This window comes from Streptomyces sp. NRRL F-5650, assembly GCF_000721365.1.
GTDB classification, from domain to species: domain Bacteria; phylum Actinomycetota; class Actinomycetes; order Streptomycetales; family Streptomycetaceae; genus Streptomyces; species Streptomyces ardesiacus.
The window spans coordinates 1-23,589 of sequence record NZ_JOGV01000037.1 but is presented as its reverse complement, the minus strand read 5'-3'; the positions used below and the strand labels follow the sequence as shown (position 1 = coordinate 23,589).

37 protein-coding genes and 1 pseudogene are annotated in these 23,589 nt (G+C 70.6%); 33 read left to right on the top strand and 5 right to left on the bottom strand.

Translation table 11 applies throughout. The annotated features are described in order from the left end of the window. Nucleotides 1–56: 56 nt before the first annotated feature. The 3 genes from IG88_RS0127790 (at nt 57) to IG88_RS0127780 (ending at nt 3,333) form a co-directional block, all read left to right on the top strand. Complete coding sequence (locus IG88_RS0127790) at nt 57–1,379, top strand: ABC transporter substrate-binding protein (protein WP_031046857.1); 1,323 nt, start codon at nt 57–59, stop codon at nt 1,377–1,379. Nucleotides 1,380–1,489: 110 nt separating this feature from the next. Then, nucleotides 1,490–2,464, top strand: coding sequence for a carbohydrate ABC transporter permease (locus IG88_RS0127785; protein ID WP_031046855.1), 975 nt, complete (start codon nt 1,490–1,492; stop codon nt 2,462–2,464). Next, entirely contained in the window at nt 2,461–3,333 is an 873-nt protein-coding gene (locus IG88_RS0127780) for a carbohydrate ABC transporter permease (RefSeq protein ID WP_031046853.1), read from the top strand. The genes IG88_RS0127785 and IG88_RS0127780 overlap by 4 nt, the downstream gene beginning before the upstream one ends. A 534-nt stretch (nt 3,334–3,867) precedes the next feature. Here IG88_RS0127780 and IG88_RS0127775 read toward each other — a convergent pair. From IG88_RS0127775 to IG88_RS43480, 4 genes and pseudogenes are all read right to left on the bottom strand, one after another. After that, a pseudogene (locus tag IG88_RS0127775) lies at nt 3,868–4,659 on the bottom strand (pirin family protein); the annotation flags it as partial. A 29-nt stretch (nt 4,660–4,688) separates the two neighbouring features. Then, nucleotides 4,689–6,296 (bottom strand): recombinase family protein, encoded by a 1,608-nt coding sequence (locus IG88_RS39155; protein WP_267884671.1) that lies wholly within the window; start codon nt 6,294–6,296, stop codon nt 4,689–4,691. A gap of 15 nt (nt 6,297–6,311) precedes the next feature. Further along, a complete protein-coding gene (locus IG88_RS0127765) occupies nt 6,312–6,677 on the bottom strand; it encodes a hypothetical protein (protein WP_031046844.1) in 366 nt (121 codons plus the stop codon). Nucleotides 6,678–6,680: 3 nt separating this feature from the next. Next, nucleotides 6,681–7,160, bottom strand: a complete 480-nt coding sequence (locus IG88_RS43480; RefSeq protein ID WP_158854082.1) for a hypothetical protein — start codon at nt 7,158–7,160, stop codon at nt 6,681–6,683. 244 nt (nt 7,161–7,404) lie between these two features. Between IG88_RS43480 and IG88_RS0127760 the strand changes: the two genes are divergently transcribed. From IG88_RS0127760 to IG88_RS0127615, 29 genes are all read left to right on the top strand, one after another. Continuing rightward, nucleotides 7,405–7,677, top strand: coding sequence for a helix-turn-helix domain-containing protein (locus IG88_RS0127760; RefSeq protein WP_031046842.1), 273 nt, complete (start codon nt 7,405–7,407; stop codon nt 7,675–7,677). Further along, nucleotides 7,674–7,889 carry a hypothetical protein gene (locus IG88_RS0127755; RefSeq protein WP_031046840.1) on the top strand — a complete coding sequence of 72 codons (216 nt, stop codon included), beginning with the start codon at nt 7,674–7,676 and terminating at the stop codon, nt 7,887–7,889. Before IG88_RS0127760 ends, IG88_RS0127755 begins: the two co-directional genes overlap by 4 nt. Nucleotides 7,890–7,989: 100 nt before the next feature. Further along, the gene (locus IG88_RS0127750; protein ID WP_158854079.1) at nt 7,990–8,343 is read left to right on the top strand and encodes a hypothetical protein; all 354 of its coding nucleotides are present in this window, start codon (nt 7,990–7,992) and stop codon (nt 8,341–8,343) included. Next, a complete protein-coding gene (locus IG88_RS0127745) occupies nt 8,340–8,843 on the top strand; it encodes a hypothetical protein (RefSeq protein WP_234332328.1) in 504 nt (167 codons plus the stop codon). The genes IG88_RS0127750 and IG88_RS0127745 overlap by 4 nt, the downstream gene beginning before the upstream one ends. 88 nt (nt 8,844–8,931) lie before the next feature. Beyond that, nucleotides 8,932–9,294, top strand: a complete 363-nt coding sequence (locus IG88_RS0127735; RefSeq protein ID WP_031046832.1) for a hypothetical protein — start codon at nt 8,932–8,934, stop codon at nt 9,292–9,294. Continuing rightward, on the top strand, nt 9,291–9,764 hold the full coding sequence (locus tag IG88_RS0127730; RefSeq protein WP_031046829.1) for a hypothetical protein: 474 nt from the start codon (nt 9,291–9,293) through the stop codon (nt 9,762–9,764). The genes IG88_RS0127735 and IG88_RS0127730 overlap by 4 nt, the downstream gene beginning before the upstream one ends. Next, nucleotides 9,761–10,345 carry a hypothetical protein gene (locus IG88_RS39150; RefSeq protein WP_037836834.1) on the top strand — a complete coding sequence of 195 codons (585 nt, stop codon included), beginning with the start codon at nt 9,761–9,763 and terminating at the stop codon, nt 10,343–10,345. Before IG88_RS0127730 ends, IG88_RS39150 begins: the two co-directional genes overlap by 4 nt. Further along, nucleotides 10,342–10,920 (top strand): hypothetical protein, encoded by a 579-nt coding sequence (locus IG88_RS0127720; protein WP_031046828.1) that lies wholly within the window; start codon nt 10,342–10,344, stop codon nt 10,918–10,920. Before IG88_RS39150 ends, IG88_RS0127720 begins: the two co-directional genes overlap by 4 nt. Next, a complete protein-coding gene (locus IG88_RS40395) occupies nt 10,917–11,492 on the top strand; it encodes a hypothetical protein (RefSeq protein ID WP_051852089.1) in 576 nt (191 codons plus the stop codon). The genes IG88_RS0127720 and IG88_RS40395 overlap by 4 nt, the downstream gene beginning before the upstream one ends. Continuing rightward, complete coding sequence (locus IG88_RS0127710) at nt 11,489–12,316, top strand: hypothetical protein (RefSeq protein WP_031046823.1); 828 nt, start codon at nt 11,489–11,491, stop codon at nt 12,314–12,316. Before IG88_RS40395 ends, IG88_RS0127710 begins: the two co-directional genes overlap by 4 nt. A gap of 1 nt (nt 12,317) precedes the next feature. Next, complete coding sequence (locus IG88_RS0127705; protein ID WP_031046822.1) at nt 12,318–13,385, top strand: hypothetical protein; 1,068 nt, start codon at nt 12,318–12,320, stop codon at nt 13,383–13,385. After that, a complete protein-coding gene (locus IG88_RS43475) occupies nt 13,382–13,552 on the top strand; it encodes a hypothetical protein (RefSeq protein WP_158854076.1) in 171 nt (56 codons plus the stop codon). The genes IG88_RS0127705 and IG88_RS43475 overlap by 4 nt, the downstream gene beginning before the upstream one ends. Further along, nucleotides 13,549–14,361, top strand: a complete 813-nt coding sequence (locus tag IG88_RS0127695) for an exonuclease domain-containing protein (protein ID WP_031046819.1) — start codon at nt 13,549–13,551, stop codon at nt 14,359–14,361. Before IG88_RS43475 ends, IG88_RS0127695 begins: the two co-directional genes overlap by 4 nt. Next, on the top strand, nt 14,358–14,825 hold the full coding sequence (locus IG88_RS0127690; RefSeq protein WP_234332327.1) for a phiSA1p31-related protein: 468 nt from the start codon (nt 14,358–14,360) through the stop codon (nt 14,823–14,825). Before IG88_RS0127695 ends, IG88_RS0127690 begins: the two co-directional genes overlap by 4 nt. Then, nucleotides 14,822–15,628 carry a phosphoadenosine phosphosulfate reductase gene (locus IG88_RS0127685; RefSeq protein ID WP_107452314.1) on the top strand — a complete coding sequence of 269 codons (807 nt, stop codon included), beginning with the start codon at nt 14,822–14,824 and terminating at the stop codon, nt 15,626–15,628. Before IG88_RS0127690 ends, IG88_RS0127685 begins: the two co-directional genes overlap by 4 nt. After that, complete coding sequence (locus IG88_RS0127680; RefSeq protein WP_051852087.1) at nt 15,625–16,230, top strand: hypothetical protein; 606 nt, start codon at nt 15,625–15,627, stop codon at nt 16,228–16,230. Before IG88_RS0127685 ends, IG88_RS0127680 begins: the two co-directional genes overlap by 4 nt. Beyond that, a complete protein-coding gene (locus IG88_RS39145) occupies nt 16,227–16,433 on the top strand; it encodes a hypothetical protein (RefSeq protein WP_234332326.1) in 207 nt (68 codons plus the stop codon). Before IG88_RS0127680 ends, IG88_RS39145 begins: the two co-directional genes overlap by 4 nt. Next, nucleotides 16,430–16,702 (top strand): hypothetical protein, encoded by a 273-nt coding sequence (locus tag IG88_RS0127670; RefSeq protein ID WP_031046808.1) that lies wholly within the window; start codon nt 16,430–16,432, stop codon nt 16,700–16,702. The genes IG88_RS39145 and IG88_RS0127670 overlap by 4 nt, the downstream gene beginning before the upstream one ends. A 2-nt stretch (nt 16,703–16,704) precedes the next feature. Beyond that, nucleotides 16,705–17,148 (top strand): hypothetical protein, encoded by a 444-nt coding sequence (locus IG88_RS0127665; protein WP_031046805.1) that lies wholly within the window; start codon nt 16,705–16,707, stop codon nt 17,146–17,148. Then, nucleotides 17,145–17,498, top strand: a complete 354-nt coding sequence (locus tag IG88_RS0127660) for a hypothetical protein (RefSeq protein ID WP_031046803.1) — start codon at nt 17,145–17,147, stop codon at nt 17,496–17,498. The genes IG88_RS0127665 and IG88_RS0127660 overlap by 4 nt, the downstream gene beginning before the upstream one ends. Nucleotides 17,499–17,513: 15 nt before the next feature. Beyond that, nucleotides 17,514–18,260, top strand: coding sequence for a hypothetical protein (locus tag IG88_RS0127655; protein WP_031046791.1), 747 nt, complete (start codon nt 17,514–17,516; stop codon nt 18,258–18,260). Beyond that, on the top strand, nt 18,257–18,913 hold the full coding sequence (locus tag IG88_RS40390; RefSeq protein ID WP_051852086.1) for a hypothetical protein: 657 nt from the start codon (nt 18,257–18,259) through the stop codon (nt 18,911–18,913). The genes IG88_RS0127655 and IG88_RS40390 overlap by 4 nt, the downstream gene beginning before the upstream one ends. Further along, on the top strand, nt 18,910–19,137 hold the full coding sequence (locus IG88_RS0127645; RefSeq protein ID WP_031046786.1) for a hypothetical protein: 228 nt from the start codon (nt 18,910–18,912) through the stop codon (nt 19,135–19,137). Before IG88_RS40390 ends, IG88_RS0127645 begins: the two co-directional genes overlap by 4 nt. Continuing rightward, a complete protein-coding gene (locus IG88_RS43860; RefSeq protein WP_063760649.1) occupies nt 19,134–19,706 on the top strand; it encodes a hypothetical protein in 573 nt (190 codons plus the stop codon). Before IG88_RS0127645 ends, IG88_RS43860 begins: the two co-directional genes overlap by 4 nt. Further along, complete coding sequence (locus IG88_RS0127635; protein ID WP_031046781.1) at nt 19,706–19,900, top strand: hypothetical protein; 195 nt, start codon at nt 19,706–19,708, stop codon at nt 19,898–19,900. The genes IG88_RS43860 and IG88_RS0127635 overlap by 1 nt, the downstream gene beginning before the upstream one ends. Before the next feature lie 26 nt (nt 19,901–19,926). Continuing rightward, nucleotides 19,927–20,352, top strand: a complete 426-nt coding sequence (locus IG88_RS0127630; RefSeq protein ID WP_199807507.1) for a hypothetical protein — start codon at nt 19,927–19,929, stop codon at nt 20,350–20,352. Next, complete coding sequence (locus IG88_RS0127625) at nt 20,349–20,666, top strand: hypothetical protein (RefSeq protein WP_031046776.1); 318 nt, start codon at nt 20,349–20,351, stop codon at nt 20,664–20,666. Before IG88_RS0127630 ends, IG88_RS0127625 begins: the two co-directional genes overlap by 4 nt. Then, entirely contained in the window at nt 20,663–21,340 is a 678-nt protein-coding gene (locus IG88_RS0127620; RefSeq protein ID WP_078861632.1) for a 3'-5' exoribonuclease, read from the top strand. The genes IG88_RS0127625 and IG88_RS0127620 overlap by 4 nt, the downstream gene beginning before the upstream one ends. A 94-nt stretch (nt 21,341–21,434) precedes the next feature. Beyond that, nucleotides 21,435–22,346, top strand: a complete 912-nt coding sequence (locus IG88_RS0127615; RefSeq protein ID WP_031046770.1) for a hypothetical protein — start codon at nt 21,435–21,437, stop codon at nt 22,344–22,346. A gap of 51 nt (nt 22,347–22,397) precedes the next feature. Here IG88_RS0127615 and IG88_RS0127610 read toward each other — a convergent pair whose 3' ends face one another. Next, nucleotides 22,398–22,658, bottom strand: coding sequence for a hypothetical protein (locus IG88_RS0127610; RefSeq protein ID WP_234332325.1), 261 nt, complete (start codon nt 22,656–22,658; stop codon nt 22,398–22,400). Between the two features lie 145 nt (nt 22,659–22,803). On the opposite strand from IG88_RS0127610, the gene IG88_RS0127605 reads away from it, so the two are divergent. Next, a partial coding sequence (locus IG88_RS0127605; protein ID WP_420712105.1) for a DUF2637 domain-containing protein occupies nt 22,804–23,589 on the top strand: 786 nt, incomplete at its 3' end.

Genomic DNA, 23,589 nt, shown 5'->3' with positions numbered 1-23,589 from the left:
TCGCCGTCAACCACCACCGGAGCCCGAGCCGTAATCCTTGGAAAGGAGCTGGGCACATGGGGAAGAGGACGCTGAGCGTCGCACTGCTTGCCACCGCGATGCTGACCGTTGCGGGGTGCAGCGGAGGGGGAAGCGCGGACGCCGGCGAGACCGCCGCCGCGCCGGTGAACCCGGACGGCGTCTCGGGGGACATCACCGTGCTCACCAATCGCACCGACCTCGTCGAGGACGGGACGATGAAGAAGTACGCCGCCGAGTTCAACAAGACCTACCCCGACGTGAAGGTCGAGTTCGAGGGCCTCACCGACTACGAGGGAGAGGTGAAGATCCGTATGAACACGGAGGACTACGGCGACGTCCTGCTCATCCCGTCGGCGGTCGCCAAGGGCGACTATCCCAAGTTCTTCGCGCCGCTCGGCGAGACCTCGTCGATGAAGCCCACCTACCGTTTCACCGACAAGACCGATGTCGAGGGCAAGACCTACGGCATCGCCACCTTCGGAACCGCGAACGGCCTGGTCTACAACAAGGCGCTGTGGAAGAAGGCCGGGATCACCGACTGGCCGACGACGACCGAGCAGTTCCTCGACGACCTCAAGGCCGTCAGGGACAAGACCGGCGCGACCCCGTACTACACCAACTTCAAGGACGGCTGGCCGCTGGAGAGCCCCTGGACCAACAGTGTCGGCTCCGTCAGCTGCGACACCCGGGGCCACGACAAGCTCGCCGACATGGACAAGCCGTGGGCCGAGGGCAACGACCTCGACGCCCTCGACACCCTGCTCCACGACATCGTCCACGAGAAGCTGTCGGAGAAGGACCCGGCCACCACCAACTGGGAGAGCTCCAAGACCCTCCTGGCCAAGGGCAAGGTGGGCAGCATGGTGCTCGGCTCATGGGCCATCAACCAGATGCGGGACGCGGCCGAGAAGGCCGGCCAGAACCCCGACGACATCGGCTTCATGCCCCTCCCGTACCAGAAGGACGGCAAGTTCTGCTCCACCCTGGTCTCCGACTACCAGCAGGCCGTCAACATCCACTCCGACCACAAGGAAGCCGCGCGGGCGTGGATCGACTGGTTCACCGAGAAGTCCGGGTACGCGGCCAAGGAGGGCGCTGTCTCGGCCCTGAAGGCCGAGGGGATGCCGGAGACCCTCAAAGACTATGTTGACAACGATGTCAAGATGATTGAGCGTTCCGCGGCGCGGACGGCCGAGGTCGACGCCATCGACAACGCCTCCGAGATCGGACTCAACAAGCCCGACTACCGCAAGAAGCTCATCGACATCGCCCGCGGCGCCACGGACGGGAGCCTCGACGGCTACTTCGAGGACCTGAACAAGCGCTGGTCCGAGGCCAGGCAGACCGTCGCCCCCTGACCCCGGCACCCGTCTGAACCCCGCACCCGCCGGGTCCCCTCCCCGCCTCCCCCGAGAACGGGACTCGGCGCACGGTGCCTCAGCGGACGACGAAAGGCCCTGGCTCCGCAATGACCCGAACCGCTTCCACCGCTTCACCGCCCGCCCCGGCCGTTGGGACGGGCCCGACCGGCAAGCAACCCACCCGGCATCGCGCGCGGGCCGGCGCCTCGTGGCGCGACCGGCCGCTGCGCAAGCTCACCCCGTGGCTGTTCCTGCTGGCCCCCCTCGCCCTGCTGATCACGTTCACCTACGTGCCGGTGGGCAACATGATCTACTACAGCTTCACCGACTGGGACGGCATCAGCCCCACCCGAAACTACGTCGGCACGGAGAACTACACCGAGATCTTCACCCGGCCCGAGCTGTTCCGGGTGTTCGCGGTGAGCTTCTACTACCTCGCGGCATCCGTCGTACAGATCGTCATCGCCCTGTACTTCGCGGCCGTCCTCAGCTTCGACCTGCGCTTCAGGAACCTGTTCAAGGGCATCCTGTTCTTCCCGTACCTGATCAACGGTGTCGCGATCGGCTTCGTCTTCCTGTACTTCTTCCAGGACGGCGGCACGCTCGACTCGGTCCTGTCCTGGTTCGGCGTCGGCACCGACCACGCCTGGCTGGGCACTCCGGAGTCGGCCAACACCTCCATGGCCGGGGTGTCCGTGTGGCGCTTCACCGGCCTGAACTTCGTGCTGTTCCTCGGCGCGATCCAGTCGATCCCCGGCGAACTGTACGAGGCCGCCCAACTGGACGGCGCCGGCCGCTGGAAGCAGTTCCGGCACATCGTCGCGCCGAGCATCCGGCCGGTGCTGAGCCTGAGCGTCATCCTGGCGATCTCCGGCTCGCTCTCCGTCTTCGAGATCCCGTACATCATGACCGGCGGCGCGACGGAGACCTCGACGTTCGTCATCCAGACGGTGAAGTTCGCCTTCCAGTTCAACAAGACCGGCCTGGCCTCGGCCTGCGCGGTGGTGCTGCTGGCGATCATCCTGGTGATCACCTGGATCCAGCGCCGCCTCGTACCCGACGAGAAGGTGGACCTCGTATGACCCTCACCGCCCCGGCCCGCCGCGCGCAGGATCGGGCGCGCCGCCGCCCGCGCGTCAGCACGGCCCTGACGTACCTGTCGCTGGTCGTCGCCTCGCTCGTGGTGCTGCTGCCGCTCGCCGTGGTCTTCCTGACCTCTCTGAAGTCCTACGGAGAGATCTCCGACGGCCAGGGCGCGCTGGCCCTGCCGGACGACTGGCTCAACTTCTCCAACTACGCCACGGCCTTCAACGACGGCCACATGCTGCAGGCTTTCGGCAACACGGCCTTCATCCTGCTGTTCTCCATCACCGGCACGGTGATCATCGGCTCGATGACCGCGTACGCGATCGACCGCTTCGACTTCCGCTTCAAGAAGCTCGTCATGGCACTCTTCCTGATCGCCACGCTGGTGCCGGCCGTGACGACGCAGGTGGCCACCTTCCAGGTGGTCAACAGCTTCGGGCTGTTCAACACCCGCTGGGCCCCGATCCTGCTGTACATGGGCACGGACATCGTGGCCATCTACATCTTCCTGCAGTTCATCCGCGGGATCCCGAAGTCCCTCGACGAGGCCGCGCGGCTCGACGGCGCCAACTCCTTCACCATCTACCGGAAAATCATCTTCCCGCTGCTCAAACCGGCCATCGCGACCGTGGTCATCATCAAGGGCATCACCACGTACAACGACTTCTACATCCCCTTCCTCTACATGCCCGCCGAGGATCTCGGAACCATGTCGACGGCCCTGTTCCGGTTCAAAGGGCCGTTCGGGGCGCACTGGGAGAACATCTCCGCGGGAGCCGTCCTCGTCATCGTGCCGACGCTGGTGGTCTTCCTGTTCCTCCAGCGCTACATCTACAACGGCTTTGCCCAAGGGGCCACAAAGTAGCGAGTCCCCCGCCGCGTCGGATCTGCCGGACGAGGCGTTCGGCGTACTGAAGGCGATGTCGGAGCCGCCCCGCGCCGCAAGGCGACCAGAAACCTTGGAAGAGGCGCAGCCGGCTCCCGCAGGGGACGGCCGTGGCATGAAGTCGTCGGCTGTACGGACCAGCCGTCTCAGCGGGACCTGGCCCGCGACCGTTGCCCCTGGCCGGTCGCAGACCAGGCACTCGCACGTGGCACGGTTCTCGTTCCGAGGGGAACCGATCCGACCAGAATACGGCGGAACCCCGGACAGGCAGCGGTTGGCCGGCGGGCGGAGCCGGGCGGGATCGGCCGGAAACGGCCGTTGATTCACAGACGCCCCTGAGTTACCAAGTGTCCTGCCGGAGCTGCCCACAGACAGCCACACCGTGGAATCGCCAACCACTTCGACATGAGGCCGGCGAGCTGTTCAGGCGCTTTCCGGCAGGTGGACCGAGAGTAGTGAGAATTGCTAACCGCTCATGCCCAGCGATCAGCAAAACGGACGCATTACCGCAGGTCAGCGCACTCTCCCCCGCGGTTTCAGCGGCACCGTCGGCAGTGACGGCGCGGGCAGTGGAGCACCGTCGTAGCCCTTCACTTCGCCGAACCGTGTCCCTTCCATCCAGTCCCGGCGGGCCTGTTCGATCTCCTCCTGGGAGCGCCCGATCCAGTTCCAGAACATGATCAGTTCCTCCTCGAACGGCTCGCCCCCCAGGAGCATCAGGCCCGCGTCCGAGTCGGCCCGCAGGGGCAGCTCGTCGCGGCCGCAGCCGAGGTAGAGCATCGAGCCCGGCACCAGGGGGACGCCGTCGACGTGGGCCTCGCCGCTCATGGCCAGTACGGCGTACTCGAAGTCCCGTTCCAGGGGCAGGCGTACGTCCGTGCCGGCGGCCAGGGTCAGATCGGCGCCGACCAGAGGGGTGTACGTCGTGCCCGGTGAGGTGGCCGTGTCGAGGGTGCCCAGGAGGACGGTGGCCGTCAGGCCGGGGGCGGTGACCCGGGGCAGTTCGGCGTGGAACTCGAAGTGCGGGTCGGTGTGGCGGTGGGCGTCCGGGAGGGCCACCCAGAGCTGGGCGCCGTGCAGGAGCCGGGCGTGCTCGCGCGGGCTCTCCTCCGAGTGGCTGATCGCCCGGCCGGAGGTCATCAGGCCGAGCTGACGCGGGCGGATGGTCTGCAGACTGCCGGTGGAGTCGCGGTGCAGGACCTCGCCCTCGTGCAGCCAGCTCACCGTCTGCAGGCCCATGTGCGGGTGCGGCGGCACCTGCATGCCGGGTTCGTCGGCGATGTCGTCGGGGCCGTAGTGGTCGACTGATGTTTATGGCAAAGCACACCCCGAAGCTACTCGGGATCCGGCGGCGCCCACACCGGGATCACCTCGACCCGGTCACCCGGCCACAACTCGACCCGCCGGATCAGCTTGGCGAGGGCGAGCCGCTTCGACGCGACGCTGATCGTGTCCCACTCGGCGATCAGACCGAGGATCGTCTCGCGGTGCGGCACCGGGCTCGGCGGCTCGGCCGGCTGCTCGGGCCCGAGTGCGTCGAGTTCCTTCTGCTTGGCCGCGATGTCGCCGTTCAGGCTGTCCCGGGTCCGCAGGTACGAGTCCCGCGGGATGTCCCCCATGCTCAGCCCCTTCGTAGCCCGGTCGAGGGCGCCCTGCAGTTTCGCGATCTCCCGTTCGAGCCGCTTCCGTTTCTTCGTGACGTCCGGGGCGATCCGCGGCTTCGGCAGCACGATCCGCCCGGAGATGATCGCGTCGATCTCCTCCCGGACGCCTCCGAGCCAACGGTGCACCTCTTCTTCGACCAGGGCTCGACGGACCCACACCGGCTCGTGGTCGACCAGGCCCCGGGAACGCGGTCCGCACCGGTAGGCGTAGCCGGGGTTCTCTTTGTTCTTCTGGTGGATACGTGCGGCTGCGCGTTTGGGGTGGTCGGAGAAGCAGATGCCGCACTTCGGTAGTCCTGCGAGCGGGTACACCGGGTTGAGCGCCCGCGCCGGCGTCACCCGGCGGGACTCCCGACGGTCCCGGTAGTTGTCCCACTCGTCGCCGTCCCAGATGGCCTCATGCTCGGCGGGCCGGTAGTCGTAGTGGTCGCGTTTCTGGCAGCGGGCCGGGTTGGGGCACCCGCTGTCTGGCTTGTGCACGACGAGCAGGCCGGCCGGGAACCCGCTGTCCATGTACCACTTGACGGTCTGGTCCTGCCACGGGGCGCCGCGGGTGTTGAGCAGTCCGAGGTCGTTCCACCATCGGGCGATGTTGCCGTACCCGGTCTTGCCCGCGTTGTACCGCTCCACTGCCTCGTGTGCCGGTTCGGCGTGCTTGGCGATCACCTCGTACCACTCGTCTTGGGTGCGCCACCCGCCCTCGCCGTCAGGGAGGACCCGCGGGTGCCACTTGTACCCGAACCGCTTCCCGCCGGTGGCGGGCAGGCCCAGGCTGCGACGCAACTCGTGCGTCTCCTTCCACTGCTCGCCGGCGCGGTCCGATTCGAACGCGGCGATCTCCAGGAGCATGCCGCGGGTGAAGCGGCCGACCGCGGTCTTCGCGTCGACTTCCTCGGTTGCGCTGATCAGCTCGCCGCCGACGCTCTCGATCCGGGCGAGGTTGATGGCGACGCCGTGCCGGTTGCGGCCGAACCGCGAGAACTTCCACGACCACAGCTCGCGTTCCGGTCGCTGCGGGTCCTCGACGATCTCAATGCCGCGCATCACCTTGCGCTTGAAGTTCCTGCCCGTGGCGTCGTCGTCGACGATCCACTCGGCGACGTACCGGTTCTTCCGGGCTGCCGCGTCCTCGACGACGCTCTTCTGAATGTCGACGCTGATCATTTCCTCGCGCCACGTGGAGACGCGGGCGTACCCGATAACGGGAATCAGCTCCGGCGTTTTCGCGGCAGAATGCAGCGTCGGGAAACCATTCCGTGTGCCCCTAATTACAGACACCAAACCCCCTACTTTTTATGCGCTCCCGTTTCGACGCATTGGAGGGGCATCGGGAGGGGTTGGAAGGGCTACGATTTCCGCACCTTGCGCGCCCTCGGCGTGGTCCGTCATGGCGTCGATCCGGGCGGCGTTCCAGCCCAGTTCGGTCCACTGCTGCCGCTCCTGCTGCGTCAGGCCGCTGACGCGTGCCTGATGGGTGATGACCTGCCGCACGCTGGTGCGGCAGGTCCGGTGCAGGCTGACGGCGATGGATATCAACAGGATCAGCAGGCCAACCCGGAAGAGAGCTGTTCGGTCGACGAGGGTTCCGTACGCGGCCAGCACCGCCCCCACAGCAGCGCAAGCTTTGGCCAGAACTTCGACTGTCTGCCGATCCCGCATTGCTCACCCCTCCGCCGCAGCACCCCCCGCCGAGCTGCCGCCGTCTCCTGTTGTGCTTTGTTTCCGCATTCTTCTGACCATGGTCGCGAACCACGCTCGGTCTTCCTCGGGCACGCCAGCAGCCTTTGCGACTTCCTCGGGAGTCAAGCGCTTTCGGGACAATACCGCAGCTTGACCGGTTTTTGATCCGGGCTGCGAAAAATCGTCCGCTGACGCCTTGCCACTCCTGACCAACAAGTCCGAAATGGGAATGCCTGTGCCCCGGGAGAAAGTAAGTAGCGTCTCGTAGGACATGGATTCGCCGGCCAGTAGGCGACTGATCATGCCGCCTGCGAGCCCGGTGTCGTCGGCGAGCTGCTTGCGGCCGCCGCGCCGGTCAAGGTCGTATCCCTTGTCGGTCAGTACACCGGTAAGCCACGGCAGCCAGTCAGGGCGCTGTGCGACGTCCCCGCCGGTCTCGTGATCGTCATCTCGTCTCCGCATGCGCGCAGGCTACCGCTACTGGAAGCAGGTCTTGCCAAACTTCCAGTAGCGGAACCGCAGGTCAAGGCCATTGCCGTACAACCTTCCGCCGTTGTCGCACGTCCGGTCGCATGCTCGAACACACGTCCGGTTTCCGTAAGTGGAATGTACACCGGAGTTCCTTCCGGCGCTGGAACTTCCACCATCGGAAGGAACGTGCTAGCTTCCTTCCATCAACGGAACTTCCACTGATGGAAGGAAGCCGATGGACACCATCGTGCTCAACGTCACGGCCTTCGAGGCGGTGACCAGCGCCCAGGGCCACACCACCTACGAGCAGCAGACGGCAGCGACCGGACTCAGCGTCGGGGTGCTGCACCGGCTGCGCAACGGTGGGCCGGCCAGTCCCATGGCGATCGCCCGGATCTGCAGCACGTACGGCGCCCGCTTCGACGAGCTGTTCGAGTTCCGCGCGGTCACCACGACGCGCAGGAACCCGCGGCCCGTCCGCCGGCGCGTGAAGGCAGCGGCGGCATGAGCGCCGCTCAGTCGCTGGACCGGGCCCGCGCCGTGCGAGCTGCGGCTGACGCCCTGGTCGACGCCGTCGCCGAGCGCGCCGCGCGGACGCCGAGGGAGGCGGCCGAGGCCGCGTACTACCCCGGCCACCGGCTCGGCTCCGTCGAGGCCATCGAGGCCGAAATCGTGCGCCGTCGCCGCGCGGAGACCGGCGAGCAGCCGGCCGCCGCCTAGCAGCACAGCAAAGGGGCCGTCCCGCAACGGCCAAGCAGCGGAACGACCCCAGGGGCACCGCCCCACTCCATCCCGCGAGGACAGAAAGAGAGGCGACGCCGTGAGCGGCAAGCCTATCCCTCTCCGTAAGGCGCTGTTGCAGCGCACCGACCCGCAGATCCCGGCAGTCGAGGCGACGATCGACTTCCTCGACCTGCCGACCGCCCGCGAGCCGATCGCCCGCGAGGACGGCGTGCACGTCGTCGTCGCCGGGTCCGAGCAGTTCGCGCAGTGGATGCACGCCCTCGGCGGCACCGTGAACCGGGCCCCGGCGCTCGACGGTGCGTCGCTGTGGACGCTGCGTACCGAGACGCCCCGCCGCGGCGACGGCTCGACGGTCCGCATCCGCGTGCACGCCGTGTTCGTCACCGACGAGTGGGTTCCCGAGCAGTTCCGTGGGCCGGTGGCGTCATGACGAACGAGCAGATCGAGCGGGCCGCCCGCATCATCGCCGCCGCGCTCGTCCACGGCACGACGACCGACCCCGCGTACGAGGCGGCCCGGCTGCTCGACGAGCAGGGGCTGCTCGCCGCCGCGCCGGCCGACCCGTTCGAGGCGCCCGGCCGCAACCGTCCGGCTGCGTCCCCGGCCGCCGTGGCCGCGCTCGCCGACTGCCGCCGCGCGAAGAAGATCGCCGACGACGCGCAGGCCCTCGTCACGGACCTGCCCGGTGCCCCCGAGGTCGAGGCGGCCGGCGGCGAGGTGAAGTTCGTCGTGCACCCGCGGTCGCTGGCCGACTGGAAGCAGTGGCTGGACCGCCTGGGCATCGGTGACGCCCGCGGGCGGTCGACCGGAGCGGCGATGGTCGTGCACTGCACGTACCTCGGCGTCCGGGCCCGGCTCGTCGGCTACGGGGTGCCCGCCATGTACAGCGAGCGGAACGCCGCGGTGTACGGACGGGCGGTGCGCTCGTGATCGAGGACATCGCCACCGCCGAGAACTTGATCGTCGCCGGGCTGCTGATGCTCGCCGCGATCCTCCTGACCCTTGCTGGGGGGACCCGATGACCAACCACACGCCCGTGACCGGGCCGTTCCGTATCACGGTCGAGCCGATCCCGACCGGTGTCACGCTCGACGTCGGCGCGTTCGTCGAGCACGTCGTGCACGACGTCGTCGCCGCGCTGCTGAACGACGACACGTACGCCGACCGGTTCGACGCGCTGCAGGACATGCAGCCGCAGGACCCGCACCAGCCCGAGCGGTCGCTGCCGTTCGAGGAACTCGTCGCCGACCTGGTCGCCGTGGCCGGTACGAAGATGCCGGTGTACGGGCTGCAGGCGCTTGCGCTGGCGGGCCACGTCGAGCAGCTTGCCGCGCCCGTCGTGGCCGCGCTGCAGGCCGCCGAGGGTGGTGCGGCCGCGTGAAGAAGACGCATCGCGACGAGTGGCGCGTGATGGTCACTCTCAAGCCGCGCCGTCCCGCCGACCTCGGGCTGACCGGGCTCGACGAGATTGCCGAGTTCATCGCCGTTGAGGGGCCGATCACGGTCGCGGTGCTGCCGCGTCGTCTCGGCAACCTCGGGTTCGGCGCCCTGTCCATGAGCGACCGACTGATCAGCCGCGACATCGAGGGCGACTACCGGCGTCGCTGCGAGGAGATCGCCGCCGAGCTGCGGCACCGCCCGCACGTCGCCGAGGTTGAGGTGACGTGCACCGAGACGCACATGTGCTCGTACTGCCGTCGCCCGTGGGAGGAACTGACCGCCGAGCAGGCGGCCGACCCGCGGATGCGGATCGACGAGCACAGCGTCGAGGGCGAGCCGACCTGCTGCGACCGGTCGATCGACGAGTTCCGTGCCGAGCGTGGGATCCCGGCCGAGGGCGGTGCGGCATGAGCGACGCGCCGTACACCTACCGCGACACCGACGCCATGGTCGAGCTGCAGCTCGAAGTCGCCGAGATCCGCGAGGGCGTCACCCGCTTGATCGTCGCGCTCAACGGCTACGACTTCGGCGGCGACCGCGTGACCGCATGGCTGACCCTCGACGAGGGCCGCCGCATGGCCGACGCGGTCGAGAACGGGAAGCCGTTCGAGTGCACCGACGCGAGCGGCGACGTGATCAAGGTCGCGCACGACGCGCTGCAGACGACGATCGGGATCGTCGAATTCGGCGACGAGCCGCCGGTGTCCGTGTCCGTTCGGCTGGACGGTGCCGCCGCCGTGAGTGCCCTCGCCGAGCTGCGGTCGCTGTGCGGTCCGGTTGCCGAGCCGTTCGTGCCGCGCACTGAGCGGGCGTACTGGGAAGACATCGCCTCCGCTCTCAACGCTGCCGAGTCGGTCGGCATGTCGATCGGGATCGACCTCGACGGCACGCTGACGGACCGGAACGCGTGGTCGGTGGTGTGGGACCGGGCTGCGAAGCAGTGGAAGGTCGCCGGGCACGAGGACGGTGCCGAGGCGGGTGAGCCCGCATGAGCGCCCGCGACGAGCTGTACGAGTACGCCGACAGTGCGCACCTCGGCGGCGACACCCTCGATGAACTGCTCGACCGGGTCGAGGACGAGGCATCAAAGCGCACCCGGCGCGAGGTTCTCGGCGACGACCTGAACCCGTCGACGCTCGTACTCGACGCGCAGGCGTACCGCAGGCTCGCCGACGACGTGCTCGCCACGATGCCCGACCCGGACCGGTGGGACCTCGACGGCGACGAGGGGTGGATCTGCGCGCAGTACGTGAAGCACATCGCCACGCAGCTCGCGCTCGCGACCGAGTTCCGGGTGCCGCTGCCCGAAGGGCTCGGCGGGTACGCCGAACTCGTCGTACAGCGCGAGTCGTCCGGCTCGGACCGGTGGGCCGTCACGGACGGCGCGTTGGTCGGGCTGCAGGCGTGGGCCGACGACCGGTGGCAGTACGTCACCGACGTGGGCCGTGCCGCGACGTTCGTGTACAGCCTCGACGACGCCCTCGACATGGCCGAGCACGTCGCCCGGGTCGAGCAGGAGAGCCACGACGCCCGGATCCGCGCCGCCCGTGAGGGTGGTGCCGAGTGAGCGCCCGCACGGTGATCGAGCACGCGCTGCGCGTCTACTACGCCGACAGCGTCGACCCGCAGCGCGTCGTCGACCACCTGCTCACGAAGTACGACGCGGAACGCGACGCCACCACGCCCCTGTGGGTTGCCGACTACGACAGCGCTCCGCTGACGCTGCACCGGACCCGCGAGGCCGCCCGCGACGCCTGCGACGACATCGCCAAGGTGGACGCGAACGGCCAGCACTGGGACTGGCGCACTGAAGAGGACGGGACCGACCGGCAGTTCTGGGCGCACCCCGACGACGACCGGCCGACCGGCTACACGGGCGGTGCCGTCTGGCAGATCACGGTCGAGCCGAGTGAGAAGAGCATCCCGGCCGGCGAGCAGCCGGTCGAGGACGTCGCCACTCACCGGCACCCGCGCCCCTGCGAGTTCCCCGAGGTGCTGCCGTGCCGGTGCGTCCGGCCCGGCCGGCTCCCCGACAGCTCGTTCGTCCGCGCGAAGCAGCTCGCCCGCGTCTCCGGGTTCTTCCGCTGCGTCGCCCTCGGTCGAGCCGCTGCTGCTGATCTGCGGAGGGCCGCAGCGTGACCGACCCGAAATGGGCCGTCGCCACCGAGCGGGGTCGCTACTACCGCGACCCCGCCGGGGGGCCGGATCTCATCTCCGTGACCAACTGCCTGTCGAGCATTGCCAAGCCCGCGCTGCTGCCGTGGGCCGCCGGGATGGCCGCCGACGTGGTGCTCGCCGACCCGATCGGTGTCGCCCGCCGGGCCCGTACCGAACCGGCCGCGCTCCGCACGGCGCTCGTCGCCGCGCACCGGCAGTACACCGAGAAGGCGCAGAACCTCGGGACCCGCGTCCACAACCGGGCGCAGGCGCAGGTGTTGGGCGTGCCGTACCCGGCCGACCCCGAGGTCGAGCCCTACGCCCGCCAGTTGGCCGCGTGGTTCCGGCTGTGGCGCGTCGACCTCGCCGAGGACGTCGTGACCGTCGAGACGACCGTGATGCACCGGCAGTTCGGCTACGCCGGCACGGGTGATCTGTGGGTGTGGCTGCCTACCGGGCTGTACCGGCGGCGGCAGCTCTGGCTCATCGACTACAAGACCAGCGCGAAGAAGCCCGTCGACACGGTGTACGACGAGCAGCCGCTGCAGCTCGCCGCGCTGCGGCACGCGCCCGAGTGGCTGCTGCCCGACGACACGTCCGAGCCCGCCCCGCGGGTGCACCGGACGGGGCTGCTGAACCTCAGGCAGAGGGCGCACCGGTTGATCGAGGTGCCCTCCGGGCCCGAGCAGTTCCGCGCGTTCCTGGCGGCGTCCCGCACCGCCCGCTATCTGCACACCGCGCCGAGCGCGTACACGACGGTCGTTCCGCCGTGGGCGCCCGGCGCAACCGAACGGAAGGCAGCCTGACATGGGCTCCCGTATCAAGACGATGAAGCGGCAGGCCGCCGAGTTGGGGCGGATCCGCACCGGCTACAGCCGGCCGAACCCGGACCCGAAGAAGGGGCCGATCCCGGTCAAGTCCCGGACGTTCGTGCTCACCTCCCACTCCCGTGACTACGTCGAGGCCGCCGCGAAGCTGTACGGCGGCAAGGTCGAGCAGTGGACGCCGCAGCGGTCGACGATCGCGCAGTGGCGCGTCATCACCGAGGCGCCCGAACTGCGGGCGATCCTGCCCGCCGGGGACCCGCTGTCGCAGAACTACGAGAAGTGGGACGGCGGCGGCTGTGAGCGCCGCTGCGACGGCGAGTTCGAGTCGATCAAGCGGCAGCCGTGCGTGTGCCTCGCGAAGTTCGGCGAGGACTGGCACGAGCGCCCGCCGACACAGGTATGCCGCCCGACCAGCCGCATCGGTGTGTTCCTGCCGGACCTGCCCGACCTCGGCGTGTGGCGACTGGACACCAAGAGCTACTACGCGGCCGACGCGCTCGCCGGTGGCCTCGACACGGTGCTGCAGGCCACCGGCGGCAAGGGCCTGTTGCCGGTCCGCATGTGGATCGAGCAGCGGACGGCGGTCCGCGAGGGCAAGACGAAGCAGTTCCAGGTCGTCATGTTGGTGCCTGCGCTGCCGAAGCTGCGGCACGCCCTGTCGGGGCCGATCTCGACGGCGGCCGCGCTCGACCCGAGCAGCCTGGACCGGCCGGCGATCGAGGCCGCGCCCGCCGAGCGGCCCGACTACCTCGCCGACGCCCGCGCGTGCCGGACCGAGGCGGACGTGCAACAGGTCTGGCACCGGGCGCGGCACGCGGGCCACGGCTCCGACGAGCTGCTCGCCGATCTGCAGGCGATCGCTCGGGACATCTCGAAGGGCATCGACCCGAGCACGGGCGAGATCCCCGCCGACCAGGACGACGAGCAGGGGCCCGACGCCGACGGCGCGTACGACGTCGAGGTCGTCGACGACGAGCCGCCGGTCGCGGACACGGCCGCCGTGTCGTGGCCGCAGGCCGCGCAGCCCGGGCAGGGGGTGCGCCGGTGATCCCCGAGGACATGAACCCGCCCGCCCACTTCACCCGCAACAGCCCGGAAGAGCGCGAGCGCGCCACGATGCAGGTGCTCGCCAACGCGACCGATCGCGACGACGCCCTCGACCTGCTTGCGCACCTCGGGCTCGACGTGCCCGCCCGGAAGCAGGTGACGGCATGACGTGGCACCTGGGCCGGTGGGCCGCTTTCGACACGGAGACGACCGGCGTCGACGTCGAGTCGGACCGGATCGTGACCGCCGCGGTGTACGGGCTCGGCGGCGGCATGCCGGTCGAGCCGAACGACTGGTTCGTCGACCCGGGGATCGAGATCCCCGAGGGTGCGACCGCCGTGCACGGCATCAGCACGGAGGAAGCGCAGACGAAGGGCGAGCCCGCGAAGGGCGCCGTCGACCACATCGCCGACGTGCTCGCCGGGTATGCCCGCGAGGGCGCGACGGTCGTCGGGCACAACGTGGTGTACGACCTGACGCTGCTCGACCGGGAGCTGCGCCGGTACGGGCTGCCGACGGTCGACGAGCGGCTCAACGGTCAGCCGCTGTACGTCGTCGACACGGCCGTGCTCGACAAGCACGCCGACCCCTACCGCAAGCGGGTGTCGGAGACGCAGGGGCCGCGGCAGCTCATCACGCTCGCGCAGGTCTACGACTTGCCGTGGGACGACGACAACGCGCACGGCGCGTCGTACGACGCGGTGATCGCCGCGCGGGTCGCGCACCGGATCGGGACGCTCGCGCACATGGCGCGCGCCGACTGGCCCGAGCGGATCCGGCAGGTGCGGCGGCCGCGGTATGGCGACTTCAACGGGCTAACGCTCGCCGAGCTGCACGCCCGGCAGGTCGACCTCGCCGCCGAGCAGGCCGCCGGTCTGCAGGCGCATTTCCGGAAGACCGACCCTGACGCCGTCGTCGACGGCGCGTGGCCGCTGCGCCCGTGGGTCGAGCCGAGCACCGAGGGGGAACCCGCATGAACGAGCGACCGATGATCGGATTCGACGTCGGCCCGGACGGCGCCCCGGTGGTCGTTGTCATGGTGCAGCGCGACGGCTCGTACACCGTGCACTCCGACGACGTGTGCAAGCAGCTCGCCGCCGACCTGCTGCACGGGATCGCCGACCGGCTCGCCGCCGAACACCCGCCGTTCCCCTGCAAGCCGCAGGAGCAGCACGACCGCCCGGCCGAGGACGAGCCGGCGAACCCGTACGCGGGACGCCTCGACCGCGACCGCGGTGTGTACCGCGACCCGCGCGGCGACTCGTGGGACCTGTCGCTGCTGTGGCGCGACGAGTTCGACCGCGAGTGGCGGTGGCATGGCAGTACGGACCGGCTCGGCGAGCCGATGCTTCGGGCTGAGGACGACGGGGAGGTGCAGCCGCTCGGCGTGCTGCGTGCCCTGTACGGGCCGATCAGTCCGCGCTCGGGCGGTGCGGCATGACGATCCGCTCTATCTCCTTCGGCGGTGGCGTGCAGTCCACTGCGCTGCTTGTCCTCGCCGCGCAGCGCCGGATCGACTTCCCGCTGTTCCTGATGGCCAACGTGGGCGACGACTCCGAGAACCCGGCGACGATCCGGTACGTCGACGAGTACGCCCGCCCGTTCGCTGCCGAGCACGGAATCGACCTGGTCGTGCTCGACCGCGTCAAGCGCGACGGCACGGTCGAGACCCTCATGGGCCGGCTGACCCGGGAAGGGTCGCGGTCGCTGCCGATCCCGGTGCGCATGTCGAACGGGGCGCCCGGCACCCGGAGCTGTACGGCTGACTTCAAGATCAAAGTGATCGCGAAGGAACTGAAGCGGCGCGGCGCCACCGTGGAGGACCCGGCGACGATCGGTATCGGAATCAGCGTCGACGAGATCCACCGGGCGAACAACCGGCGATGCGAGCCGCACGAGCAGATCGTGTACCCGCTACTCGACCTCGGGCTGCGGCGCATCGACTGCGCGCGGGTGATCCGCGAGGCCGGACTGCCCGTGCCTCCAAAGTCGTCGTGCTACTTCTGTCCGTTCCACCGCCCCGAAACGTGGCACGACCAGCGACGCGACGAGCCGGAACTGTTCGAGAAGTCCTGCCAGCTCGAAGAGCTGCTGAACCGGCGGCGCGACGAACTCGGCAAGGACCACGTGTACCTGACCCGCTTCGGCCGCCCGCTGCGCGAGGCGATCCCCGAAGGGGTCGACGTGCTGCCGATGTTCGACGAGGCCGACGGACTGTGCGACTCCGGGTGGTGCATGACGTGACGACGATTCCCGGGCTCATCGCCCCCACCACGCGCGACGACCGGCTCTTGGCCCCGGCCGGGTTCCGCGTCATCGGCCTCGACCTGTCACTGACCTCGACCGGTGTCGCCCTGCCCGACGGCACGACGTACCGGATCAAGACCCGGGCCACCGACGGCGACCGCCGGCTGCTGCACATCCGCGACAGCATCCGCGACGACCTCGCCGAGCACCGCCCGCACCTGGCGGTGATCGAGGACCTGCCCAAGCACGCCATGGCGGCAGGGATCACGGCGAAGGTGCACGGCGCGGTGCTGCCCGAGCTGCTCGACGCGGGGGTGCCGTACGCGTACATCGTCCCGGCGACGCTCAAGTCGTTCGCCTGCGACGACGGGCGCGCCGACAAGAGCGACATGGCGGCGGCCGCGTACCTCGCGGCGGGCGCCGAGTTCGTCGACGACAAGGGCGGCGACCAGTGCGACGCGTGGTGGCTGCGCGCGGCCGGTCACGACTGGTGTGGGGTGCCGCTGTTCACGATGCCGGACGCGCAGCGCGATCGGCTGTGCAAGGGGAAGTGGCCGACTGCGTTCGTGCAGCGCAGTGCGATGGGGGCGGGCGCGTGAACCGGCGCCGCGCCACCGTGGGCGCCCCGACGATCCCCGGCACGGCCGTGACGCCGCCGCGCCGGACCGCCGACGAGATCCTCGCCGCCACCGCCCGGCCGGTCCCGCCGGTCCCCGGGCAGGGCGATTTCGTCGACCACTGGCGGGAGTCCGGCGCCCTCGACGACGACCAGGTCGACGCACTCGGCGGCGAGCAGCCGTGAACGGGATCGGGCCGACGCTCGGCAACCCGGCGCCCGGATTCGGAATCCGGTTCCGGTTCGACAGCAAGGCACTCGACATGGCCGCCGCCGACTTCACGTGCCGCTGTGGCCACGCCGAGGACGCCGTCGGATACGCCGAGGTGCAGGCGCTCGCCGTCCGATACGCGCGGCACCGCCGTGACGCCTGCCCGATCCCCGAGATCCGCGCTGCGGGCGCCCGCGAGTACGCCGCCCTGCAGCACTCACTCAGCAAACGACGGAGGAAGTAGCCATGCCCAAACTGGACAAGGACGCGGCAGTCGAGGTCAAGCTCGACAGCGCCGCCGCGATGCTCGAAGCGTCGCTCACCGAAGAGCAGCGCCGAGGGCTGTTCGAGCACCCCGGCATGTGCGTGGTGGTGGTCGCCGAACTCCGGTCGGTCCAATACACCGGCCACGCGCAGGATGAGGACAAGTCCCCGCAGGTGAAGCTGCGCATGTCCCTGGTCGAGGCCGCCCGCGACGACGAGCAGACGAAGCTCGTGCTGGAGGTCATGCGGGCGATGATGCGCCGCCGGAAGATGGACGACACGCTCGACGAGATCGGGCCCGGTAAGACCGTCGTCGAGGACGCGGTCGCCGAGGCGCTCGCCGGCCACCCGACCGAGACCGAGTACGACGCCCACCAGGAGTTGAAGCGGCGGCGGCGCGGGTCGCGTGTGGAGCAGCACGGGTGACACGCCCCCCGGGCAGCAGTGGCGGCGCACGTCGTGTGCGCTGCCGCTGTGGCCGCACCGTCTGGCGGCAGTTGGTCGGCAATCGTGCGGCGCTCGATGTGACCGCCGACGCCGACCCGCTCACCGCGACGGCGGCGGCCGCGCTCCGGGAGCCGAACCGGCTCGACTGGTGCACGAAGGTCACGAAGGCCGGAACGGTCCTGCTGTGGGCGGACTGCCACCGCCGCCGAGCGGACTGCGACCGGCCCCACGTCATCGACCACCAGTGCACCGCCCCCGCACCACCCGCGCGGCCCGCCCGCCGCACCCGCAAGCCGCCGCCCGTCCCGGACGGGCAACTGACGCTCTGATCATCTGGAGTCCCCATGCCGTGGTTCGTCATCGACGACAACAGCCACATGCACCCGAAGTTCGTCGCCGCGAAGAATGCGGCGCTCGGGCTGTGGGTCCGTGCGGGCGGGTACGCCGCGCAGCACCTCACCGACGGCATCGTGCCCGGCGCCATCGCCAAGATGTACGGCACGCCGGGGCAGGTTCGGAAGCTCGTCGAGGTCGGGCTGTGGCACGAGCACGGGCACCGGTGCTCGCACGCGAAGTGCCTGCAGCCGGGCCCGGGCGACTACGCGATCCATGACTATCTCGACTACAACCCGACCCGCGCCGATGTGCAGGCCCGTCGGGAGCGGGAGGCGGAGAAGAAGCGCCGGTACCGCGCCCGCGGCGAGCAGTTGCCGCTCGACGAGCCCGACCGGACGCCGCCGCCCCCGCCCCGGCCGCGCCGGGATGATGCCGGGCCGATCCCGGCCGGCTGGCAGCCGACCGACGCGGACGTCGAGGCGGCGCAGCTCGCCCGCGCGGACGCTGGTCTGCCGCAGCTCACGCCGCAGCAACTCGACACGGTCACCCGGCGGTTCGTGCGCCGCATGACCGACGACCAGGTGCGAGCGGCCGCGTGGGGCGGCCGCTGGCAGGGGTGGGTCGAGCGGGAGCGCACCGAGCCCGCGCCGGCGTCCCCCGGCGGGACCGTCCTGCAACACCCGGCCATGACCAAGAGCCAGCAGCAGCGCGCCGGCCTCGACCGGCTGCGCCAGAACGGAGGGCACTCCGCATGACCCTCGACGAAACGATCGACCTCCTGCAGCAGATCGCGCTCATCGACGACCGCGTCGTCAAGGTCGACGACGCCGAGCAGCGGGCGCAGGTCACCATGTGGGCCGCCGTACTCCGCGACGTCCCGCTCGCCTTCGCGGGCGAGGCTGTCGGCCAGCACTACGCCGAGAGCGCGTGGGCCGTGATGCCGAAGGACATCGCCGCCCGGTGGCGCGACCAGGTGCGCGACCGCCTCGGCAGGTCGACGGGCACGTTCGAGCCGGCCGATCACCCGTACATCGACCCGGACGACGAGACGGGCAACGCGTTCGTGGCCGCTCTGCGCGGACAGCGGGCGGCGATCGCGCGGGGCACCGACGAGCCGGTCGGGTTGCGTGAGCTGCTGCCGCCGCCGGGAACGGACCTGCGCAGTCGGGCCGGTGCGCTGGTGCCCGCGAACGAAACGTTCCGTGCGGTGAAAGAGGAGCGGTACCCGCGGCGTGCGCGTTCGGCCGGGCCGCCCGAACTCGGCGTGCACTGCCCGAAGTGCGGTTCGTCGCCGGGGCGCCCGTGCCGTCTGCCGCACAACAACCGGGCGATGGAGAAGTGCCACCCATCACGCCGGGACGTGTGGGAGGCGCAGCAGAGCGCCGCGACCGAGGCGGCCGACGCGTGACCGCCGATCCGCGTCTCGCCGAGGACGTACCGACCGGCGCGTTCGGCGGGCCCCGCCCCGAGTCGCGTGTCGAGCCCTGGACGAAGGCGGAGCAGGCCCGGCACTACGCCGACTTGACCGCGGCACTGCGCGGGTGGCGGGACGAGAGCGAGCCCGCCCGCCGTGACCGCGAACGCCACTGGCCGCCCCGCACCCACACCACGACTGATCGGAGCGCAGCATGACCGAGAACCTGACCGCCGTCGAGGCACTCGCCGCGTTCGCCCGCCGCCACACCGACGACCGCGCCGTGCAAGCACTCGTCGACGCCGCCACCCTCGAACTCGCCGGCCGCACCGTCGTACGCCCCGACCAGCAGGTCACCCCGCGCCGATTCGTGCTGCGCCGCGGCACCGACGTCTCGGGGGTCAGCGGTACCGGCGACGTCGCCGACGGCGTGCTCTGGCCCGACGGCACTGCCGCCGTCCGCTGGCGCGGCGAACACCCGTCCGCCGTGCACTGGGACCGCGGGAAGGCGTCCGTCGAACTGATCCACGGCCACCAGGGCGCGACCGAGGTCGTATGGCTCGACCAGGACGACGAGCCGGCCACCGCCCCGGTCCCGGACGCGAACCCGGCCGCCGCGTCGCTGCGGCTGCGCCGCGTCGTCGATCACGCCCTGAACAAGGCCGTGCCCTGCCCGAAGTGCACGCGCACCACGACGTGCGGGTGCGTGGCCGACCGCACCGAGAGCCGTATCGACGCTGTGCTCGCCGCGCTCGCCCCGTGGCTCACCGACGGGAAGGCCGCCTGATGCCCGCCCGCCGCTGCGTCCGCGGGCATTTCATCCCGGCCGCCGCCCCGACCGACGCCTGCACCTGCGTCATCACCCGCCGGTCCCGGCGGCGTCGTACCCGCTGGCTCGACCTCGACCTGTGGGGGCAGGGCCTGACGGTCCTGCAGCGCCACTCGATCCGCACCGTGCCGATCACCGGCTCGTACCTGTAACCCGCCCGCCCCGCTATCCACACCCTGTGAGGTACCCCGTGGACAACAACCAGCAGACCACCCCCGCGACCGCCGCCCTCGATGAGATCCGCCGTTGGAGGCACCAGCACCACCGCAGCGACGCCCCGCTGTTCACCGAACTCGACGCGATCCTCGACCGGGCCGCCGTCGGCCGGATCGAGCGGCGTCTCGACCTGCCCGAGGCGACGTCACTGCCCGAGGCCGTGAGCGCGTATCAGGACGTGATGCGGCTGCGGCGTCAGATCCTCGCCGACGCCGCCCGCGCGTGGGACCTGGTGGAGGCGCGGGCCATGCGGCAGATCGCACGGTTCCTGCCCGTCAAGGACGACGTGACGACGACCGAGATCGTCGCCGACGCGACCGGGCTGCAGGATGCCCTCGACCGCGCGGCCAAGAGGGAGCGCCGGTTCGGGCTCGGGAGGCGTGTGTGATCGCGCTGCTGCTCGTCGGCGTCGGGTTCGTCCTCGGCTACGCCGCCCGCCATGTTCGCCCGCTGGCGCTGATCGACGACTGGGCGTGGGAGCAGGACTACGTCCGGGCCCGTGATCTCCGGGACGACCCGGCTCGGCGGCGCCGGCCGGGCTGGTGGCTGGCGCAGGTGGTGTTCGCCGTCGAGATCGCCGGGATCTTCGCCGTGCACCCGCGGCGGACGGCCCGGCAGTGGCGGCAACGCCACGATCCGCCGCACAAGAGCCCGCCCGTGATCGTCATTTCGACGACCGACAAGGAAGGAACAGCCCGATGACCCGCATCTTCTACGACACCGAGTTCCGCGAGAACGGCCGCACGATCGACCTGATCAGTATCGGCATGATCCGCGAGGACAACGGCGCCGAGCTGTACCTGATCAACCGCGAGGCGCCGTGGCACGAGATCGTTCACCACGAATGGCTGAGGCAGAACGTGCTCACGTCGCTCCCCATGAAGTGGCCGCTCGGGCGCGACGACAACCCCGGTATCTGGCAGTGGGACCGCGAGCACCTCGACATCACGGCCGTGGTGACGCACCAGACGATCGCGAACCTGGTCGCCGAGTTCGTTCTCGCCGCACCCGACCCGCAGCTTTGGGCCTGGTACGGGGCGTACGACCATGTCGCGCTCGCGCAGCTCTGGGGCCCGATGATCGACCTGCCCGACGGCGTGCCGATGTGGACCAACGATCTGCGGCAGGAGTGCGAGCGGCTCGGGAACCCGCGACTGCCCGAGCAGCCCGAGGGCGAACACAACGCGCTCGCCGACGCCCGGCACAACCTCGTGCGTGCGCAGTTCCTCGACAGCATGACGCGCGAGCGCGTCGCATCCGAGGTGAGCCACGTCCTCAACGACCACCCCGAGCACAACCGCACCGACGAGCACGACCACGTCGTACGGGAGATCACCGACGCCGTACTGCGCACGCCGTCCCCCGGCAGCGCCTGACACGACGACGGGGCGCCCCCATCCGGCCAGATGTCCGGGGCGCCCCACTCGCGGTGTGATCAGCCTACGCCCCACGCACAACACGGAGCGCATCATGCCGCACACCGCACCCCGCCCCGCCCTCGACGACCTGCAGACCATCGTCGACCACTGGCAGCACCTGCGCGCCCTCATCGACACCACACAGACCGTCGACACGTGGCCGCCCACCACGAACACCGCCGACTACCTGCGCGCCCTCGACGACCAGGACGCCGCCGAGGTGACCGCCGCGCAGCAGATCGCCGCCGCCCTCGCGCACGCCATCGACCACCCGCAGCAGCTCGTCACCCACCACGACGAGCACGGCCGACCCCAGTACCGGTGCGCGCACTGCGACCACACCGGCGAGGGCCTGCCCCACCCCGCCCGCGAGGACCGCGACCCGCAGCAGCTCGGCGAACGCCCGGTGCCGATCCGCCTGCACGTCGCCGACGCGAGCCGCGCGATCGAGGTCGCGCTGTGCGGGCTCGCCGACCGGATCGCCGTCCGCGACGCCTACGATCCCGCCGACTGGCACGGCGGGGACCGGGCCGAGCGCACCGCGCCGAACGCGGCCCGCTGGTTGATCGGCCGGCTGCGGGATGAGTCGTGCTGCCCCACCCACGACGCCGAGCAGCAGCAGATCGTCCGGTACGCCCGCGAGGCCGCCGACCGTCTCGACCGCGTCGTCGGGCTGCGTCGCTCGTCGGCCGTGCTCGGCATGCCGTGCCCGGGGTGCGGCGGGGACCTGGTCGCCCACACCGACGGGGGTGCGATCGAGCGGGTGACGTGCTCGACCGGGCTCGTCGACTGCTCGGCGAGCGCGCGGTTCGACGTCACGATGCGGGCGCGGGTGTGGTCGTCGCCCGAGGAACTCGCGGACCTGCAGCGGCAGGTGCAGGAAGCAGCGCGCCGGCGGAAGAAGAGTGAGGCGCGGGCGCGGCAGCGTGCGGCTGCTCGGGCCCGGCAGGACGCCGCGGCGTAGACACAGCACGGCCCCGCCGGGTGCTACCTGGCGGGGCCGCTGCTTGCTCGCCTACTGCTCGGCTTCGTCCTCGACCCGTCTGCGGCTGTCCCGGGCTGCTGCCCGCTCGGCGAGCGCGACGAAGAACGGCCGCGCGAGGTTCCAGTCGATGACGTTCGAGCGCCCCACCTTCACGACCGGCGGGAATCCGGGCTGCGCCTGTAGCTGCGAAACGCGCTGGTGCGTCATCGACGGCGCGATGCCCTCGGCGACGACGCGGCGGGCGCACTCGCGGAACGACACCATGTCGGGCGCCTCTCCTCCGTCGGTCATGACCCTCATTCTCCGGTTGTGACTTGCCATATGGCAAGTCACTCCCTAGCTTGGAACTGCACGCGGTAAGCCCCGGCCGGCGCTGGCACGCCACATGGCCGGGGCGGACCGTGCCCCGCAGCCGCGACGCCGAGAGGTCCGATCCGTGCGTGATGGTACTGGCGAGCAGATCAGCCCGCCCAAGAGCAGCGACCGAGCCAGACTCACCCCCCTACAGCGCAGGCTCGTCGCCGGCGTCGCCGTCGGCGCCGTCGCGATCATGCTGATCGGGTTCATCGGCTCCTACGCCGCCGTACGCACCCTCGCGGAAGCGAAGGACTTTGGCGCGTTCGCCGTGCTGTTCCCGATCGGCGTCGACGCCGGAATCCTCGTACTGCTCGCCCTCGACCTGCTGCTCACCTGGCTCCGCATGCCCTTGCCGCTGCTGCGGCACATCGCATGGCTGCTCACCGCGGCGACGATCGCCTTCAACGGCGCGGCCGCGTGGGGCGACCCGGTCGGCGTGGGCATGCACGCCGTGATCCCGATCCTGTTCGTCGCCGTCGTCGAGGCCGCCCGGCACGCGATCGGCACCGCCGCGGACATCAGCGCCGCCCGGCACATGGAGTCGGTGAGGCTGTCCCGGTGGCTGCTCGCCCCGGTGCGCACCTTCCTGCTGTGGCGGCGTATGAAGCTGTGGGAGCTGCGTTCGTACGACGACGTGATCCGGCTGGAGCAGGAGCGGCTCGTCGAGCGGCTGCGGCTGCGCGCCGAGTACGGCCGAAGGTGGCGGCGGAAGGCTCCGGTCGAGGTGCTGATCGCGTACCGGATGACGCGGTACGGGCGCCCCCTCGCCCCGGCCGAGGGCGTCGTCGACGTCCCCGCCCCGGCCGCCCCCATCGAGCAGCCCGCGCTCGGCGCCCCCGCCCCGCAGGGCGCCCCGGTACTGCCC

Coding starts and splice junctions, on each gene's coding strand:
- IG88_RS0127790 (WP_031046857.1), top strand. CDS start 57: ATGGGGAAGAGGACGCTGAGCGTCGCACTGCTTGCCACCGCGATGCTG.
- IG88_RS0127785 (WP_031046855.1), top strand. CDS start 1,490: ATGACCCGAACCGCTTCCACCGCTTCACCGCCCGCCCCGGCCGTTGGG.
- IG88_RS0127780 (WP_031046853.1), top strand. CDS start 2,461: ATGACCCTCACCGCCCCGGCCCGCCGCGCGCAGGATCGGGCGCGCCGC.
- IG88_RS0127765 (WP_031046844.1), bottom strand. CDS start 6,677: ATGCGGGATCGGCAGACAGTCGAAGTTCTGGCCAAAGCTTGCGCTGCT.
- IG88_RS43480 (WP_158854082.1), bottom strand. CDS start 7,160: ATGCGGAGACGAGATGACGATCACGAGACCGGCGGGGACGTCGCACAG.
- IG88_RS0127760 (WP_031046842.1), top strand. CDS start 7,405: ATGGACACCATCGTGCTCAACGTCACGGCCTTCGAGGCGGTGACCAGC.
- IG88_RS0127755 (WP_031046840.1), top strand. CDS start 7,674: ATGAGCGCCGCTCAGTCGCTGGACCGGGCCCGCGCCGTGCGAGCTGCG.
- IG88_RS0127745 (WP_234332328.1), top strand. CDS start 8,340: ATGACGAACGAGCAGATCGAGCGGGCCGCCCGCATCATCGCCGCCGCG.
- IG88_RS0127735 (WP_031046832.1), top strand. CDS start 8,932: ATGACCAACCACACGCCCGTGACCGGGCCGTTCCGTATCACGGTCGAG.
- IG88_RS39150 (WP_037836834.1), top strand. CDS start 9,761: ATGAGCGACGCGCCGTACACCTACCGCGACACCGACGCCATGGTCGAG.
- IG88_RS0127720 (WP_031046828.1), top strand. CDS start 10,342: ATGAGCGCCCGCGACGAGCTGTACGAGTACGCCGACAGTGCGCACCTC.
- IG88_RS0127705 (WP_031046822.1), top strand. CDS start 12,318: ATGGGCTCCCGTATCAAGACGATGAAGCGGCAGGCCGCCGAGTTGGGG.
- IG88_RS0127695 (WP_031046819.1), top strand. CDS start 13,549: ATGACGTGGCACCTGGGCCGGTGGGCCGCTTTCGACACGGAGACGACC.
- IG88_RS0127690 (WP_234332327.1), top strand. CDS start 14,358: ATGAACGAGCGACCGATGATCGGATTCGACGTCGGCCCGGACGGCGCC.
- IG88_RS0127685 (WP_107452314.1), top strand. CDS start 14,822: ATGACGATCCGCTCTATCTCCTTCGGCGGTGGCGTGCAGTCCACTGCG.
- IG88_RS0127665 (WP_031046805.1), top strand. CDS start 16,705: ATGCCCAAACTGGACAAGGACGCGGCAGTCGAGGTCAAGCTCGACAGC.
- IG88_RS0127655 (WP_031046791.1), top strand. CDS start 17,514: ATGCCGTGGTTCGTCATCGACGACAACAGCCACATGCACCCGAAGTTC.
- IG88_RS40390 (WP_051852086.1), top strand. CDS start 18,257: ATGACCCTCGACGAAACGATCGACCTCCTGCAGCAGATCGCGCTCATC.
- IG88_RS43860 (WP_063760649.1), top strand. CDS start 19,134: ATGACCGAGAACCTGACCGCCGTCGAGGCACTCGCCGCGTTCGCCCGC.
- IG88_RS0127635 (WP_031046781.1), top strand. CDS start 19,706: ATGCCCGCCCGCCGCTGCGTCCGCGGGCATTTCATCCCGGCCGCCGCC.
- IG88_RS0127620 (WP_078861632.1), top strand. CDS start 20,663: ATGACCCGCATCTTCTACGACACCGAGTTCCGCGAGAACGGCCGCACG.
- IG88_RS0127615 (WP_031046770.1), top strand. CDS start 21,435: ATGCCGCACACCGCACCCCGCCCCGCCCTCGACGACCTGCAGACCATC.
- IG88_RS0127610 (WP_234332325.1), bottom strand. CDS start 22,658: ATGACCGACGGAGGAGAGGCGCCCGACATGGTGTCGTTCCGCGAGTGC.